Source organism: Streptomyces ficellus, from assembly GCF_030406405.1.
In the GTDB taxonomy this organism is placed as follows: domain Bacteria; phylum Actinomycetota; class Actinomycetes; order Streptomycetales; family Streptomycetaceae; genus Streptomyces; species Streptomyces ficellus_B.
The window spans coordinates 54,126-69,124 of record NZ_JAUEPL010000018.1 but is presented as its reverse complement, the minus strand read 5'-3'; the positions used below and the strand labels follow the sequence as shown (position 1 = coordinate 69,124).

General features: G+C 72.8%; 16 protein-coding genes. 4 read left to right on the top strand and 12 right to left on the bottom strand.

Annotated features, from left to right (window positions below; all coding sequences use genetic code 11):
• Window positions 1–73: 73 nt before the first annotated feature.
• The gene (locus QWM81_RS14350; protein WP_290112295.1) at window positions 74–670 is read left to right on the top strand and encodes a Type-2Aa cytolytic delta-endotoxin; all 597 of its coding nucleotides are present in this window, start codon (window positions 74–76) and stop codon (window positions 668–670) included.
• 74 nt (window positions 671–744) lie between these two features.
• Here QWM81_RS14350 and QWM81_RS14345 read toward each other — a convergent pair whose 3' ends face one another.
• The 4 genes from QWM81_RS14345 to QWM81_RS14330 all read right to left on the bottom strand — a co-directional run bounded on the left by QWM81_RS14345 (window position 745) and on the right by QWM81_RS14330 (window position 4,086).
• On the bottom strand, window positions 745–2,088 hold the full coding sequence (locus tag QWM81_RS14345) for a UDP-glucose dehydrogenase family protein (RefSeq protein ID WP_290112294.1): 1,344 nt from the start codon (window positions 2,086–2,088) through the stop codon (window positions 745–747).
• A 280-nt stretch (window positions 2,089–2,368) separates the two neighbouring features.
• Entirely contained in the window at window positions 2,369–2,515 is a 147-nt protein-coding gene (locus QWM81_RS14340) for a hypothetical protein (RefSeq protein WP_290112293.1), read from the bottom strand.
• An 84-nt stretch (window positions 2,516–2,599) separates the two neighbouring features.
• Window positions 2,600–3,493, bottom strand: coding sequence for a DUF72 domain-containing protein (locus tag QWM81_RS14335; protein ID WP_290112292.1), 894 nt, complete (start codon window positions 3,491–3,493; stop codon window positions 2,600–2,602).
• A 29-nt stretch (window positions 3,494–3,522) separates the two neighbouring features.
• The gene (locus QWM81_RS14330) at window positions 3,523–4,086 is read right to left on the bottom strand and encodes a DoxX family protein (RefSeq protein ID WP_290112291.1); all 564 of its coding nucleotides are present in this window, start codon (window positions 4,084–4,086) and stop codon (window positions 3,523–3,525) included.
• 140 nt (window positions 4,087–4,226) lie between these two features.
• Between QWM81_RS14330 and pgm the strand changes: the two genes are divergently transcribed.
• Window positions 4,227–5,867: a phosphoglucomutase (alpha-D-glucose-1,6-bisphosphate-dependent) gene (gene pgm, locus QWM81_RS14325; protein ID WP_290112290.1), complete on the top strand. Its 1,641-nt coding sequence runs from the start codon at window positions 4,227–4,229 to the stop codon at window positions 5,865–5,867.
• Here the strand turns inward: pgm and QWM81_RS14320 are convergent.
• The 3 genes from QWM81_RS14320 to QWM81_RS14310 all read right to left on the bottom strand — a co-directional run bounded on the left by QWM81_RS14320 (window position 5,856) and on the right by QWM81_RS14310 (window position 7,357).
• Window positions 5,856–6,266, bottom strand: a complete 411-nt coding sequence (locus tag QWM81_RS14320; RefSeq protein ID WP_290112289.1) for a hypothetical protein — start codon at window positions 6,264–6,266, stop codon at window positions 5,856–5,858. The two genes, pgm and QWM81_RS14320, sit on opposite strands and share 12 nt — an antisense overlap.
• Before the next feature lie 111 nt (window positions 6,267–6,377).
• The gene (locus tag QWM81_RS14315) at window positions 6,378–6,818 is read right to left on the bottom strand and encodes a DUF2267 domain-containing protein (protein ID WP_290112287.1); all 441 of its coding nucleotides are present in this window, start codon (window positions 6,816–6,818) and stop codon (window positions 6,378–6,380) included.
• A 116-nt stretch (window positions 6,819–6,934) separates the two neighbouring features.
• The gene (locus QWM81_RS14310; RefSeq protein ID WP_290112286.1) at window positions 6,935–7,357 is read right to left on the bottom strand and encodes an Hsp20/alpha crystallin family protein; all 423 of its coding nucleotides are present in this window, start codon (window positions 7,355–7,357) and stop codon (window positions 6,935–6,937) included.
• A 301-nt stretch (window positions 7,358–7,658) separates the two neighbouring features.
• Between QWM81_RS14310 and QWM81_RS14305 the strand changes: the two genes are divergently transcribed.
• On the top strand, window positions 7,659–8,849 hold the full coding sequence (locus tag QWM81_RS14305) for a S8 family peptidase (RefSeq protein WP_290112285.1): 1,191 nt from the start codon (window positions 7,659–7,661) through the stop codon (window positions 8,847–8,849).
• A 93-nt stretch (window positions 8,850–8,942) separates the two neighbouring features.
• Here the strand turns inward: QWM81_RS14305 and QWM81_RS14300 are convergent, their stop codons facing one another.
• Window positions 8,943–10,157, bottom strand: a complete 1,215-nt coding sequence (locus tag QWM81_RS14300) for an FAD-dependent monooxygenase (RefSeq protein WP_290112284.1) — start codon at window positions 10,155–10,157, stop codon at window positions 8,943–8,945.
• A 137-nt stretch (window positions 10,158–10,294) separates the two neighbouring features.
• Between QWM81_RS14300 and QWM81_RS14295 the strand changes: the two genes are divergently transcribed.
• Window positions 10,295–10,465 (top strand): DUF6131 family protein, encoded by a 171-nt coding sequence (locus QWM81_RS14295; protein ID WP_353938297.1) that lies wholly within the window; start codon window positions 10,295–10,297, stop codon window positions 10,463–10,465.
• A 128-nt stretch (window positions 10,466–10,593) separates the two neighbouring features.
• Here the strand turns inward: QWM81_RS14295 and QWM81_RS14290 are convergent, their stop codons facing one another.
• Genes QWM81_RS14290 through QWM81_RS14275 form a run of 4 tightly spaced genes read right to left on the bottom strand, consistent with a single transcriptional unit; the run spans window position 10,594 to window position 14,982 of the window.
• Window positions 10,594–11,244 (bottom strand): LutC/YkgG family protein, encoded by a 651-nt coding sequence (locus QWM81_RS14290; protein WP_290112283.1) that lies wholly within the window; start codon window positions 11,242–11,244, stop codon window positions 10,594–10,596.
• A complete protein-coding gene (locus QWM81_RS14285) occupies window positions 11,241–12,710 on the bottom strand; it encodes a lactate utilization protein B (RefSeq protein ID WP_290112282.1) in 1,470 nt (489 codons plus the stop codon). The genes QWM81_RS14290 and QWM81_RS14285 overlap by 4 nt, the downstream gene beginning before the upstream one ends.
• Window positions 12,707–13,462 carry a (Fe-S)-binding protein gene (locus QWM81_RS14280; protein ID WP_290112281.1) on the bottom strand — a complete coding sequence of 252 codons (756 nt, stop codon included), beginning with the start codon at window positions 13,460–13,462 and terminating at the stop codon, window positions 12,707–12,709. Before QWM81_RS14280 ends, QWM81_RS14285 begins: the two co-directional genes overlap by 4 nt.
• Window positions 13,453–14,982: a rhamnulokinase gene (locus QWM81_RS14275; RefSeq protein ID WP_290112280.1), complete on the bottom strand. Its 1,530-nt coding sequence runs from the start codon at window positions 14,980–14,982 to the stop codon at window positions 13,453–13,455. Before QWM81_RS14275 ends, QWM81_RS14280 begins: the two co-directional genes overlap by 10 nt.
• Window positions 14,983–14,999 lie beyond the last annotated feature (17 nt).

Here is a 14,999-nt window from a genome sequence, read left to right as displayed (position 1 = left end):
GTGCGGGGGTCGTGCGGGGGGGCGGCATACTGACCGACCGGGCGCGATCACTTCCTACCCGCGAGGAGCAGCCATGGTTGACCGGATCGCCGCCGAGAAGACGACCTTCACAACGGTCTTCGAGGTGGGGTCGTCCTTCATGGAGCAGGCACGGGCCGTCGAGGCCAGGTTCCAGCACGCGATCGCCCCGGCGACGGTGGACTTCGACTTCGGTGAGATCAGCAGGGCGGCGAGCGGCATCCCCGACAGCTCGACCGTGAAGATCATCCGTGGCTGGGGGCTCCAGGAGACCGCCCCTGTCAGCGTCATGGTGCTGTCCCTCAAGGAGGCCGTGCGCCAGGCCCTTCCGCAGCCGTTCGCCAACCCCGCCTTCTGGGACAAGGCCGAGCGTGCGCTCACGCACGCCTTTGTGGACCTGGACCGGCAGGAGGGCACCCACCTCTCCTTCTACCGCGAGGAGCCGGACGGCACCAGCTACTACTACAACCTGCTGTTCGCCCTCCAGGACGAGGAGACCGAGGGGTTCCTGTACGCCGTCGCGTTCTGCGTCAATGTGACGGTCGCTCTGAGTCCCGAGGCCGTCCGGGCGCTGACCGTGGAGGACGTCGCGCAGTACACGATCCGCCTCAACGCCATCACCGTACGCCGGGAGTTGCCGGCCGCCGCCTGATCACCGCGGAGCGCCCCGCCCCGGCGGCCGGGGTGGGGCGCGTCGCCGTTCGCCCGTGCGGCGGCGGGGGCCGGTCAGGCGTTGGTCGCGGGGCGTGGTGTGCCGGCGGGCGCGGCGACGAGGTCGGGGAGGCGGTTGCCGACACTCCGGTACGTCAGGGGCAGCCCGGTCAGCCGGTCGGGCAGCAGGCAGTTCTTGCCGTCCACGATCACCGCGGGCGGTGCCATCCGGGCGGCCAGCAGCGACCAGTCCGCCTCGATCGTCTCGGGCCACTCGGTGAGGATGACGACCGCGCGGGCGCCCTGCACGGCGGTGGCCAGCTCCAGGCACGGCTGGGCGCCGGGGAACAGCCGCCGCAGGTGCTCGGCGTCGGTGGCCGGGTCCCAGACGCGGACGGCCGCCGCCTCGGCGACCAGGCGCGGAACAAGGGCCCGGCTGGGCGCCGCCCGCATGTCGTCGCTCCACGGCTCGTAGCGCGCGCCGAGGACCGCGATCTCGCTGCCGGCGAGGTCGTCGCCGAGTTCCTGGCGGAGCATGTCGCCCACGAGTCCGGGCTGTGCGCGGTTGACGGCGATGGCCGCGTCCAGCAGGGGTGTCGGTACGCCCCGTGCGGCGGCCCAATGGGCCAGTGCCGCGGTGTCCTTGGGCAGGCAGGAGTCACCGAAGCCCAGGCCCGGCTGGAGGAAGGCGTGGCCGATGCGCGGATCGAGTCCGGCGCCCTGCATCACCTTGTCGATGTTCAGGTCCGGCGTGGCGCACAGCCTGGCCATCTCGTTGGCGAAGCTGATCTTCATGGCGAGGAAGCTGTTGCTGGCGTACTTGATCATCTCGGCGGTGTCGGGACTGGTCACCACCCAGGGGCAGGCCAGCTCCCCGTACAGCCGGTGCAGCACCGGCAGGACGCTCTGCGACCACAGGCCGACCACGGTCCGCGACGGCGTCGTCCAGTCGTCCAGCGCGCTGCCCTGGTTGAGGAACTCGGGGTTGTAGGCGTAGCGGTCGCGCAGCTGCGGGTGGGCCTGGAGGAGCCGGGTGCTGGTGCCGGGAGGAACCGTGGACTTCAGCACCACGGCCGGTGCCGGCAGGAGTGCCGCCACGTCGAGGAGGGCCGACGTCACCTGGGAGAGGTCGGCGGCCCCGGTCTCGTCGGGCGGCGATCCCACCGTGATCAGGACGGCCTCGAAGGGTTCTCTGACGTGCGTGTGCTTCAGGTCGGCGGCGAAGTTGAGCCGGCCGGTCTGCATGGCCAGCGACAGCTCCTCCTGGAGGCCCGGCTCGGACACCGGTGTCCGGCCCGCCTCCAGCGCGGCCAGCCTGGCCGGCTCCCGTTCGATGCCTGTCACCTGATGGCCCTGCCGGGCAAGGGCCACGGCCCCCGTCACTCCGACATAACCCTGCCCGACGATGGCAACACGCACTCGACTCTCCCGACACCCGGCGACCCAGCAGGGGCTGCTGCCGCTCCGTACGCGGAAACGCCAGCTTGCTGCCGATGTCAGCGCACGGGCCACCGCTCCGGGGCAGACGGGTGATCCGGCGGCCTCGTCCGGGCACGGCTCCTCGGGCGCGATCCCCGGGCACGCCTCGGCCGGCCCGGGACGGCTTCGCGGGCGCCTCGGGAGGGGGGCGGCGCCTACGGAGTCGGCGGCGGCGCGTCAGCCGCCGCCACCGACCGTCCCGGGCCGGCCGGAGCCGCGATCAGCGGCGCCCGCGCAGCCGGCCGAGCAGCTGGCGCGCCTGGGAGCGCTTGCGCGGGTCGGCCGCGGCCCGCCGCGCGGACTGGACCGTCCGCCGGCCCTGCGGGCTACGAGTGAACTGCTTGATCCGCGTCATCAGTCCGGACATGGCACCTCCTGGAGTTCCGTAATGTGCGCCTACCCGGTGACGTGCCCTCAATGCGTGCCCTGTTCCACGCCGAGGTCCCCGCCGTCACCATTTCGGGTCGCCGATGTCGAGCAGCTGCTTCATGGACTCGGCGGCCCGTACCGCCGCGTCGCCGCAGCAGGTGTTGAACAGCACGTGCAGCTGTTCGACCTGCCCGGCCATGGCGCGCAGGCGCGGCACCCACTCCTCCAGCTCCTCGGCCGTGTACGTGTGACGGAACCGGTCCTCCTTGGTGCCGGTTCCCCACGCGGTACTGCGGCCGTGGAAGCGGACGACCGCGAGCTCGTCGGTGGTGACCGGCGTGACGGGAGGTATCGAGGTGGGCAGGCCCTGCACCATGTCCACGGCCACGGCGGCGGCGTCCAGGTCCCGAAGCAGCGCCACCGTGCCGGCCCGCCGGTCCTCCCGCCACCAGTCCGGGTGTCGGAACTCCACCGCCATGGGCCAGTCGGCCGCGCGTTTCCTGACCCGGTCGAGGACCGCCTCCGCCCGTGCGCCGGGCGCGAACCACGGAGGGAACTGGAACAGTACGGTTCCCAGGCGGCGTGCTTCGCGCAGCGGGTGCAGCGCGGCGCTGAAGCGCTGCCACACCTCGTCGAGCAGCCCGGGATCGCCGTCGCCGTACCCCGTCGTCCGGCCGTGCCGGGCGAGGGCGGGGCGTAAGTCGGCGGGCAGCGCGGCCGGCCGCGTCGGGTGGCCGGTGAGCAGGGAGAACGCCTTGACGTCGAAGCGGAATCCCGGTGGCGTGCGTTCGGCCCACAGGAGGCTGTTGCGGACCGAGGGCAGCCCGTAGTAGGTGGAGTCGACCTCCACCACGGGGAACCGTTCGGCGTAGTACCGCAACCGTCCCGCCGCGTCGCGCCGTCCGGGCGGGTACCACCCGCTGCGGACCAGTGCCGGGTCCGTCCACGCACACGTACCGACCGAGATCTCGCCCATGCGGCCCTCCCCTGCCCCGCGCCCTCCCGCTACGGCGTCGGCACCCGGGCGCCGATGGTGTGCGCCGTGGTCCTGGCCCGGGCCGCCGTGTGGGCCGTGGCCGCCTCGACCGCGCGGCGGGCCGAGCGCGACCGGGTCCGGGCGGCGCGCCGGCCGGTGGTGGCCGCGCGGCGGGAGCGGTAGGCGAGGGACGGCTTGCCGTGCGTGTCGGCGACCGCGATCAGCAGGCCGCCCAGCAGGGCGACGTTCTTGTAGAAGTGGACGCGCTGCCGTGCGCGTTCCTCGGGGTCCTCCACGTTCCAGTACGCGTGTCCGGCGAGCGTCGTCGGGATGAGCGTGGTGGCCAGAGCGAGGGCGGACAGCCGGGGAAAGCGCCCGAGGGCGAACAGCGCCCCGGCGCCTGCCTGGACGGCGGCGTTGACGCGCACCAGCCGCTCGGGATCGTCGGGCAGCCCCGGGATCCTGGCGGCGACGGGCCGAGCCACCGGTTCGGCCAGGGGGACAACGGGTTTGGGGTCGCGCAGTACGTGCAGTCCGCCGGTGACGAACGTGGACGCCAGCAGCGGACGGGCCAACTTCCGGAAAATCGCCATGCGGTACGGGTGCCCCGCCGCACGCTGGGCATGCCCGCCGGGGACGCCGGCACGGAGGGGCGGCGGGACGGAACACGGCACGACGGGCGATCATGGCTCGTGTACTGGTCACACACGACCGATGCGGAGGAGTGGAACAGATGCCGAACGAGCGCGCGGGACAGCCGACGCGGCCGGAGGATCTCATCGATGTGGCCCGACTGGTCACCGCGTACTACACCTTGCACCCCGACCCGGCCGAACCGGACCAGCGGGTCGCGTTCGGCACCTCGGGGCACCGCGGGTCCTCCCTCGCCGTGGCGTTCAACGAGGACCACATCGCCGCCACGAGCCAGGCGATCTGCGACTACCGGGCCCGGCAGGGCATCGACGGGCCGCTGTTCCTCGGCGCGGACACCCACGCGCTGTCCGAGCCCGCCCGGGTGACCGCCGTGGAGGTCTTCGCCGCCAACGGCGTGACCGTGCTCATCGACTCCGCCGACGGGTACACCCCGACCCCGGCCGTCTCGCACGCCATCCTCGCCCACAACCGCGGCCGCGCCTCCGGGCTCGCGGACGGTGTGGTCGTCACCCCCTCGCACAATCCGCCCGCGGACGGCGGGTTCAAGTACAACCCGCCCAACGGCGGGCCCGCGGGCTCGGAGACGACCGGCTGGATCCAGGAGCGCGCCAACGAGCTCATCACGGGTGGCCTGAAGGACGTGCGGCGGCTGCCCTACGCCCGCGCGCTGGCGGCCCCGACGACCGGGCGGTACGACTTCCTCGGCACGTACGTCCGGGACCTGCCGTCCGTACTGGACCTGGACGCCGTGCGGGCCGCGGGGCTGCGCATCGGCGCCGATCCGCTGGGCGGGGCGTCGGTGGCGTACTGGGGCCGCATCGCCGAGGAACACCGCCTCGACCTCACGGTGGTCAACCCGTACACCGACCCGACCTGGCGGTTCATGACGCTCGACTGGGACGGCAAGATCCGGATGGACTGCTCGTCGCCGTACGCGATGGCGTCGCTGATCGACAACCGCGACCGGTTCCGGATCGCCACCGGCAATGACGCGGACGCCGACCGGCACGGCATCGTGACCCCGGACGGCGGGCTGATGAACCCCAATCACTACCTCGCCACCGCGATCGACTACCTCTACCGGCACCGCGAGAACTGGCCGGCCGGCGCGGGTGTCGGCAAGACGCTGGTGTCCTCCGGCATGATCGACCGGGTGGCCGCCGACCTCGGCCGTGAACTCGTCGAGGTCCCGGTCGGGTTCAAGTGGTTCGTGGAGGGGCTGGCCGGCGGCACGCTCGGGTTCGGCGGCGAGGAGTCCGCCGGGGCCTCCTTCCTGCGCCGTGACGGCTCGGTGTGGACGACCGACAAGGACGGCATCGTCCTGGCGCTGCTGGCGTCCGAGATGCTGGCGGTGACGGGGCGCACGCCGAGCGAGCGTTACGCGGAACTCACCGCCCGGTTCGGCGAGCCCGCGTACGCGCGTGTCGACGCGCCCGCCACGCGGGAGGAGAAGGCCGCGCTCAGCCGCCTCTCCCCCGCCCAGGTGACCGCCGACACCCTCGCGGGCGAGCCGATCACCTCGGTGCTCACGAAGGCCCCGGGCAACGGGGCGCCCATCGGGGGCATCAAGGTGTCCACCGCCGGCGCCTGGTTCGCCGCACGCCCTTCGGGCACCGAGGACGTCTACAAGGTGTACGCGGAGTCCTTCCGGGGCCCCGACCACCTGAGCCGTGTGCAGGAGGAGGCCCAGGCCGTCGTATCGGCGGCCCTACAGGCCTGACGCCGCGCCCCCGCCCCAGGGGTCCTCGGATGGGGGCTCTTGGGGCGCGGCACGGGTGGCGCGGCGGTGACCGGGGGCGTCGCCGTGCCGCTCGTCGCCGTGCCGCCCCCGGCGCATGTGCGCGACGGCGCGCGAGAGCTTGTCGAGGGTCCACACGGCGCCCAGGGACAGGGCGGCGAAGCAGACGAGGAACGCCACGGCGGCCGACACGAAAAGCAGGGGTCCGCCGAGGGACGTCGCGCCCCGGAACAGCGGCCCCGCCGCCCCACCGGCCGCGCCCACGGCGGGGACGAGCAACGCCATGCACACGACCGGCCCCCTGCGGGGCCGGTCGTCGTCCTCACGTATGTGGTCGTGGCCGTCCCCATGGGGCTGCTGATCGCTTCTTCCCTCGCTCACGGGGTCAAGTGTGCCTCGAAGACGATCTCCGGTGCCCGGCACGGCGGTGGCGCCCGCCGCGGAGGGCGGGCGCCACCGGATGCGGGGAAGGGCCGGGGAAGTGCCGTGGTGTCAGGAAGCCTGTGGCCGCGGCAGCCGCACCTGGCCGAACAGGAGGGCGTAGCCGTTGGGGAGTTGGGCCAGGATGCGGTCGACGAGGCCGGGCCCGGCGAGCTGGGCGACGGCCCGCAGGACGGAGCCGACGTCCCAGCGGGCTGCCCCCGCCCCGGTCCCGGTCCGGGCGGCCACGTCCTGCACGAACCCGAATCCGCTCAGCGGCTCGGTGGCGGGGACCTGCGAGGCGAACTCGCGGGCCACCTCCTTGGGGAGGCGCTGGGCGAGTTCGACCCGTTCTTCTCCGGTGACCTGGCGGCCGAGCGCCGCCAGCACGCTGCGGGTGACCGCTTCCGCCTGCGCCTGGGTGGAGTAGAGGCCGTTGCGCTGCACCTGGTCGATGAGCTGGTGGTACGTCGTGGCCGCGGCGGGACGCGCGGCGGGGAGAGTGGTGAGCATCGTCCGGGAGAGACCTTTTCCGTCGAAGGAGAGCCGTCGAAGAAGCGCCGTCGAAGAAGCGCCGTCGAAGGAGAGCCGTCGGCCGCCGAAGGAGCCTCGAAGGGGAGAGGGAACCGTCAGGCCGTGAGCCGGCGCGGGGATCCGCCGGAGCTGATCCTGATCTTCCGGGGCTTCGCCTTCTCCGACAGCGGCAGCCGCAGGGTGAGGACTCCGGCGTCGTACGAGGCGTCGATCCGTTCGGTGTCCAGGGTGTCGGCGAGCAGCAGCTGACGGGTGTGGGTGCCCGTGGGGCGCTCGGAGGCGATCATCGGCGTGCCGCTCGGGGCCGGTGAGCGGCGTTCGGCCGTGATGGTCAGCACGTTCTGCTCGATGTCGAGGTCGATGGTCTCCGGGTCGATGCCCGGCAGGTCGACGTGTACGACGAACTCGTCTTCGTTGCGGTAGGCGTCCATCGGCATAGCCGCCGGGCGCACTGCGCTGCCCAGCATCTGCTGAGCGATCCGGTCGAGTTCACGGACAGCGTCAGTACGCATGAGCATCACAAGTCACTCCTTTGCTTGATTCTGCGTGCGATGCCCTACGGCTTGTTATATAGCCTGACACCCACAAAGTTGACAAGCACCGGCTCAGATGCGGTCGTTGGGCCGGGCGGGGGCGCGAACCCGTCGCATCGGCACACCACCCCTCCGAGCGCCGGGGCGCGCACACCTCCGCCCACCGGGAGTAACGGCATCGCTCCAGTGGGTGATGGCCGGGTGTGCCCTTCACCTGCTTTTCTACAAATGCCCCTGTCGTGGCGCACTGGGTGACGCCGCGTCACACTCCCGAACGGAGTATCGAATGAGGCTGTCCCGACGCTGCAGCGCCGCGGCGTTCCTGCTGCTGATCCCCCTCGCCGCACCCGCCTTCGCGGCCGAACCCAGTCCGGAGCCCCGTCGATCCGCCCCCGCGCCGCTGCACACCACGACGGCGCCCGTCCCCGACCAGTACATCGTCACCCTCAGTCCGGACAGCGTGTCGGCCCAGGTGACCCAGCGGGTCGGGGTCACCCCCCTCTTCTCCTACGAGAAAGCCCTGCGTGGCTTCGCCGCCAGACTCGACGCCTCCCAGCTGGCGACGGTACGCGACCTCCCCGAGGTCCAGGCCGTCGAGCAGGACGCCGTGGTGAGCGTCGCGCCCCTCCCCGCCGGCGAGCCGTCACCTCGGGTGCCCGCGAGCAGTTGGGGCCTGGACCGGATCGACCAGCCCCATCTGCCGCTCGACAACCAGTTCAACGTCAACAGCACGGGATCGGGCGTCACGGCCTTCATCCTCGACAGCGGTATCGACTACCGGCACTCGGAGTTCGGCGGCCGCGCGGTGCCCGGCTTCGACGCGATCAGGGACGGACGCAACGGCCAGGACTGCCATGGCCACGGAACCCATGTCGCGGGTACGGTCGGCGGCGCCAACCACGGCGTCGCCCGGGCCGCGACGCTGGTGAGCGTCCGTGTCCTCGACTGCCAGGGCAGGGGCTCGAACGCGGGGGTCATCGCCGGGCTGGACTGGGTGGCCCGCAACGCGAGGCAACCGGCGATCCTCAACGCCTCACTGGGCGGGCCGAGGAGCTTCGCCGTGAACTACGCGGCCACCGCCCTGTCCGACAGCGGCGTCCTCCCCGTGGTCGCCGCCGGCAACGACGGTGCCGACGCCTGCGGCGTCTCCCCGGCGAGCGCCGACCGGGTGGTGACGGTCGGGGCGACCAACATGCGGGACCAGGAGACCGACTTCTCCAACTTCGGCCCCTGCCTGTGGATCTACGCGCCGGGCGCGGCGATCGTCTCGGCCAGACTCGGCGGCGGCAGCGTGGCGTTGAACGGTACGTCGATGGCCAGTCCGCATGTCGCGGGCGTCGCCGTCCTGTTCAAGGGCAGGCACCCGAGCGCCGCGCCCGGGGACATCGCCGGATGGCTGGCCGACCAGTCGGTCAAGGGCGTACTGATGGTGAGCGAGGGCTCCCCCAACCGCCTGGTCCAGACCGGCGGACTCTGACTCTTCCGGCTGGTTCCGCTCTTCCGGCTGCTTCCGCTCTTCCGGCTCCTCCGGTCGCCCGCCAGGCGTGGGCGTCGGGGCGTCGGCGGCGCGTCAGCGCCGGGCGGCGCCTGAGTGGGCGTGCAGGGTGCGCGCGACCCTGGGGCCGAGCCAGCGCTTGAGTCTGCGCAGCGCCTGAAGCTGCTCGGCGGCGCGGTCGATCCGGTAGTACAGCTGGGGCGGGACGTGCGGCAGCAGGGGGGAGTGCCGCTGGCCGAGCAGCGCGAACATCTGCGGCGGCGCCAGCTGGATGTAGCGCGGCAGGTCCTCGTACCACTGGGCGCTGTAGCGGGCCGCGCTCTGGGCGGACAGGATCGCGGCCTTCCGCTGCCGCTCGTAGCGGGCGAGGGCCGGCTGGAGGCGGGGGCTTCCGCGCAGGGCGCCGGCCAGGGCGATGGCGTCCTCCAGTGCGAGCGTGGTGCCCGCGCCGATGGAGTAGTGCGTCGTGTGGGCGGCGTCCCCCACCAGGACGAGGTTGTCGCGGTACCAGGTCCGGTTGGTCACGGTGCGGAAACTGCGCCACTGCGCGCTGCCGTCCGCGCGTGCGCGGCCGGTCAGCGGGTGCCCGTCCAGCGGCTTGGCGAAGAGCCGCTCCAGCAGGGCGAGGCCCTCGGCCCGGCCGGCTCGGTGGAGCCCGAGACCGGTCCAGGTGGCCGGGGAGCACTCGACGACACAGGTGCTGCGGCCCTCCTCGTACCGGTAGGCGTAACACCAGATCCAGCCGTGCGGCGTCTCCACGAAGGCGAAGGTGAAGGAGTCGAAGACCTTGGTGGTGCCGAGCCAGACGTACATGTTCCGGCCGGCGGCCACCTCGGTGCCGAAGTGGCCGGTGTGGCGCCCCCGCAGGGCGCTGTTGACCCCGTCGCAGGCGACCACCAGGTCGGCGTCCGGCGCCTCGCTCTCGTCGCTGACGGCATGCTCGAACGTCAGCCGCACCCCGAGGGATGCGGCCCGCTCGGCGAGGAGGTCGAGCAGGGTACGACGGGCGATGCCGAAGCCCTCGTCACCGTGGTGCTCCGTCACGCGGTCGCCGATGTGCGCCACTCCGCCGCTCCACCGGACCGAGTGCTCGCGGATGGCGCGGGCGGAAGCGGGATCGGCGGCGTGGAGCTTGTCGAGCAGACCCGGCCAGTAGGTCACGCCCCAGCCGTATGTCGACCCGGCGGGGTCGCGCTCGTGGACGGTGATGTCGTGGGACGGGTCCTGCCGCTTCATGAGGATCGAGAAATAGAGCCCGGCGGGCCCGCCGCCGACGCACGCGACCTTCACGCACCCTCCCGTTGGTGACACCGTGCGATTAATAGAACACGAAAGGTAGCAGTCCGGATGCCTCAAACGCGGGATTGGGGTTTTTGCCCTGTTTGCTCTGGTTGAGACCGGGGATTCCTTGAAGAGAGGGACACTCCGTGATCGGAGGCGACATGATCATCCTCGGGCTTGTCCTGCTCATCGTCGGTGCCGTCGCAGGCATCAGCATCCTGTGGACCATCGGACTCATCCTGATCGTGATCGGAGCGGTCCTCTGGGTCTTGGGCGCCATGGGCCACGCGATCGGCGGACGGCGCCACTACTGGTGAACCACTCCCGGTGCACCAACTCCTGTGAACCACTCCTGCTGAACCACTCCGGCTGAACCCACCATCCCGGGCCGCCCGCCGCCACGCGCGCGGGTGGCCCGGTCCTGGGAGAGACCACAGGGGCGGGGTCAGTCCTCGACCAGGATGACCTCCAGGGTGCGCGGGCCGTGTACGCCCTCCACCCGGTCCAGCTCGATGTCACTGGTCGCCGAAGGGCCCGAGATCCAGGTCAGCGGGCGGGCCGGGTCCAGTCGCTCCAGAGCTTGCGGCACCGAGTCGACCACCTGGCCGGGGACCCGTACGACGCAGAGGTGATGGTCCGGGACCAGGGTGATCCGCCGCCGGCCCTGGTCGGGGCCGCCGTCCAGGACAAGGGTGCCGGTCTCCGCGATCGCCACCGCGCACCCGGTGACCACGGTGTCCACGGCGTCCAGCTCCGCCGGGGTGACCGTCTCCCGGTCGCGCACCACGGTCACATCGGCGGCGGCCAGCCACTCGGGCGGCAGCCCCGGCGGCAGGACCACCGACCGCGAGCCGTGCTCCGCCAGCAGCCGCGCCAGCAGGCCCGGCAGCCCGGCGGTGGACGTCCGGTGCACGACGGCCCGGTAATCGGCGAGGTTCCCGGCCAGCAGCGCGGCCGTCCGCGCCGCGCTCCGCTCGCCGTCGCCGTGCCGCCGCAGATAGTCGCGCGGTACCGGGAAGTCCCGCGGCCGCTCCTCGCGCGGGACGTCCGCCAGCGCCCGGCGCACCCGCGCCAGGACGCGCTCCCTGCTGTTCACCGGGCACCTCCACGCGTGCGCTGCCACCAGTGTCTGAACGACTCCTCGGGCACCTCGGGCAACGCCCGCGTGTCGCTCCACGCCCGCCCCGGACCCGGCAGCCGCTGGGGATGGACGCGGCGCGTACGGGCCGCCAGCCGCTGTCCCGCGCGCAGTGCGCCCGGGTGGTCCAGGGTCCACCGGGCCGCCCGCATCGCCGCCCGCTCGGCCGCGTGGCCCTTCGCGGGCTTGAGGGTGACCCTGACGCCCCGCCGGGTCACCTCGCCGCCCTCCACCACCCGCTCCCGCAGATGGACCAGCACCTCCGGGATGTCGATGGCGACCGGGCACACCTCGTAGCAGGCCCCGCAGAGCGAGGACGCGTACGGCAGCGAGGCGTCGATCTCCGTCTGCGTACCGCGCAGCTGCGGGCTGAGGATCGCGCCAATCGGGCCGGGGTAGACGGAGCCGTACGCGTGCCCGCCGGCCCGCTCGTACACCGGGCACACGTTCAGGCAGGCCGAGCAGCGGATGCAGCGCAGCGCCTGGCGGCCCACCTCGTCGGCCAGGGTGTCGGTGCGGCCGTTGTCCAGCAGCACCAGATGGAACGTCTGCGGCCCGTCGCCGTCCGTCGTGCCGGTCCAGGTGCTGGTGTACGGGTTCATCCGCTCGGCCGTCGAGGAGCGCGGGAGGAGTTGCAGGAACACTTCCAGGTCCTGCCAGGTGGGTACGACTTTCTCGATGCCGACGACCGAGATCAGCGTCTCGGGGAGCGTCAGGCACATCCGTCCGTTGCCCTCGGACTCGACCACGACGAGCGTGCCCGTCTCGGCCACCATGAAGTTGGCGCCGGAGATGCCGACCTTGGCGCGCAGGAACTTCTCCCGGAGGTGCAGCCGGGCCGCCTCCGCCAGCTCGGCGGGGCTGTCGGTCAGGCCGTCGGGTGCGGGCCTGCCCCACTCCCCCATGGTGCGCGCGAAGATGTCGCGGATCTCGCCCCGGTTGCGGTGGATGGCCGGTACCAGGATGTGCGAGGGGCGGTCCTCGCCGAGCTGCACGATCAGCTCGGCGAGGTCGGTCTCGTACGCCCGGATGCCCTCGGCCTCCAGCGCCTCGTTCAGCCCGATCTCCTGCGTGGCCATCGACTTGACCTTGACGACCTCGCTCTCGCCGGTCGCCTTCACCAGATGGGTGACGATGCGGTTGGCCTCGTCGGCGTCGGCTGCCCAGTGCACGATCCCGCCCGCCGCGGTCACCGCCTCCTCCAACTGGACCAGGTAGCGGTCGAGGTGACGCAGCGTGCGATCCTTGACGGCCCTGCCCGCCGCCCGCAGCGCCGGCCAGTCCTCCAGCTCGGCCACGGCCCTGGCCCGCTTGTCGCGGATGGTGCGGGTGGCGTGGCGCAGATTGCCGCGCAGCGTCTGATCGTGTACGGCCTCCCGCGCCGCCTTCGGGAACGCGGGCATCCCCAGATACGTACCGCTCATGCGTACGGCTCCTCCTCGGTCGCGGCGAGGATCTCCGCGAGGTGCACGGGCCGGATGCCGGACCCCCGCCTGGCGAGCGTGCCACCGATGTGCATCAGGCAGGAGTTGTCGACCGTGCACACCGCCTCGGCGCCGGTGCCCTCGATGTGGCCCGCCTTGTCGGCGCCCATCGCCGCCGACACGGCCGCGTTCTTCACGGCGAACGTGCCGCCGAAACCGCAGCACTCCTCGGCGCCCGGCAGCTCGCGCAGTTCGAGCCCCTTGACGTGCTCCAGCAGCCGGCGGGGCCGGTCGCGCAGGCCCAGCACGCGCAGGCCGTGGCAGGTGGGGTGGTAGGTCACGGTGTGCGGGAAGTACGCCCCGACATCGGTCACGCCCAGCACGTCGACCAGGAACTCGGTCAGTTCGTACGTCTTGGGCACCGACCGTGCCGCCGCCTCCGCCAGCGCCCGGCCGCGCCCCTCGGCGGCGGCCTTGGCCCCGATGCGCGGGTAGTTGTCGCGGACCATCGCGGCGCACGAACCGGACGGGGTGACGACGTACTCGTACTCCCGGAAGGCGGCGTCGAAGCGGCGCACCAGCGGCTCCGTCTCGTGCCGGTAACCGGTGTTGAAGTGCGGCTGCCCGCAGCAGCTCTGGGCCTGGGGGAAGGCGACCTCCACGCCCAGCCGTTCCAGGAGGGACACCACGGCCCGCCCGGTGCGCGGATAGAGCGTGTCGTTGACGCACGTGACGAAGAGGGCTACGCGCACGTCCCGGTCTCCTTCCCTCGGCCCCGGGCGATCCGGTCCGCGGCCTCGTCCCAGGCCGCACGATCACCCGCCGGATCGTAGTACCGCAAGGGCTGGGTGGTGCGCAGCAGCGCCCGCATCCCGGCCAGGCCGCCGCTGATCACCCCGGCCGCGCGGGCCTGGACCAGGACGTTTCCGAGCGCTGCGGCCTCGGCCGGGCCCGCGACGACCGGCAGGCCGGTCGCGTCGGCCGTCAGCCGGCACAGGAGCGTGTTGCGCGCGCCCCCGCCGACGATGTGCACCGTGCTCACCCTCCGGCCGGACAGCGCCTGGGCCTCCTCGACGGCCCGGCGGTGGGCGAGGGCCAGCGAGTCCAGTACACAGCGGGCGGTCTCGGCGGGGGTCCGCGGCCGCGGCTGCCCGGTGCGTGCGCAGGCCTCGGCGATCCGGCGGGGCATGTCGCCGGGGGCGAGGAAGGCGGGGTCGCCCGCGTCCACGACCGAGCGCAGGGGCATGGCCCGCCCGGCTGCGGCGAGCAGGGCGGCGAGGTCCTGCGGTTCCCCCTGGGCGTCCCAGGTGCGCAGGCACTCCTGGAGGAGCCAGAGGCCCATGATGTTGCGGAGGTAGCGGACGGTGCCGTCCACGCCGAGCTCATTGGTGAAGTTCGCCGCCCTGGACTCCTCGGTGAGCACGGGGCGGTCGAGTTCGAGACCGGCGAGGGACCAGGTGCCGGTGGCGATGTACGCGAAGTCCTCCCCCGCCGCCGGTACGCCCACCACCGCGGAGGCCGTGTCGTGCGAACCGACCGCGGTCACGGGGACGGGGCCTTCGAGGCCCGCCTCGGTCAGCACCTCGGGGCGCAGCAGCCCGGCCGGGTCACCGGGGCCGCGCAGGGGCGCGAAGAGGCCGAGGTCGATACCGAGGCGGGCGGCGACGAGCGGTGACCAGTCGCGGGTGCGCGGGTCGACGAGCTGGGTGGTGGAGGCGTTGGTGATCTCGGTGCCCTGCTGGCCGGTGAGCCAGTACGAGATCAGGTCGGGGATCATCAACAGGCGCCGCGCCGCCGCGAGTTGCGGTGTGCCGTGGGCGGCGACCAACTGGTAGACGGTGTTGAACGGCAGGCGCTGAAGCCCGGTCGCGGCGTACAGCTCCGCGGGCGGGAGCACGGCGGCGACCTTCTCGGCCGCCCCGTCCGTGCGCGCGTCCCGGTAGTGCACGGGGTTGCCCAGGAGCGCCCCGGCCGCGTCGAGCAGCCCGTAGTCCACCGCCCAGCCGTCGACACCGACGCCCGCGAGCCGTCCGCCCGCCGCCGCCCCGGCGGCCCGCAGTCCGTCCAGCACGCCCCGGTACAGCGCGAGGACGTCCCAGTGCAGGGTGCCGCCGACGCGCACGGGCCGGTTCGGGAAGCGGTGCACCTCTTCCAGGCGCAGGGACGCGGGCCCGACCCTGGCGACCATCACACGTCCGCTGGACGCGCCGAGGTCGACGGCGGCGAAGACTCCGGGGGCAGGGGCGGGGGCGGGGGCGGGGGTGAGTGACATGGGTCCTCGGATGGCAT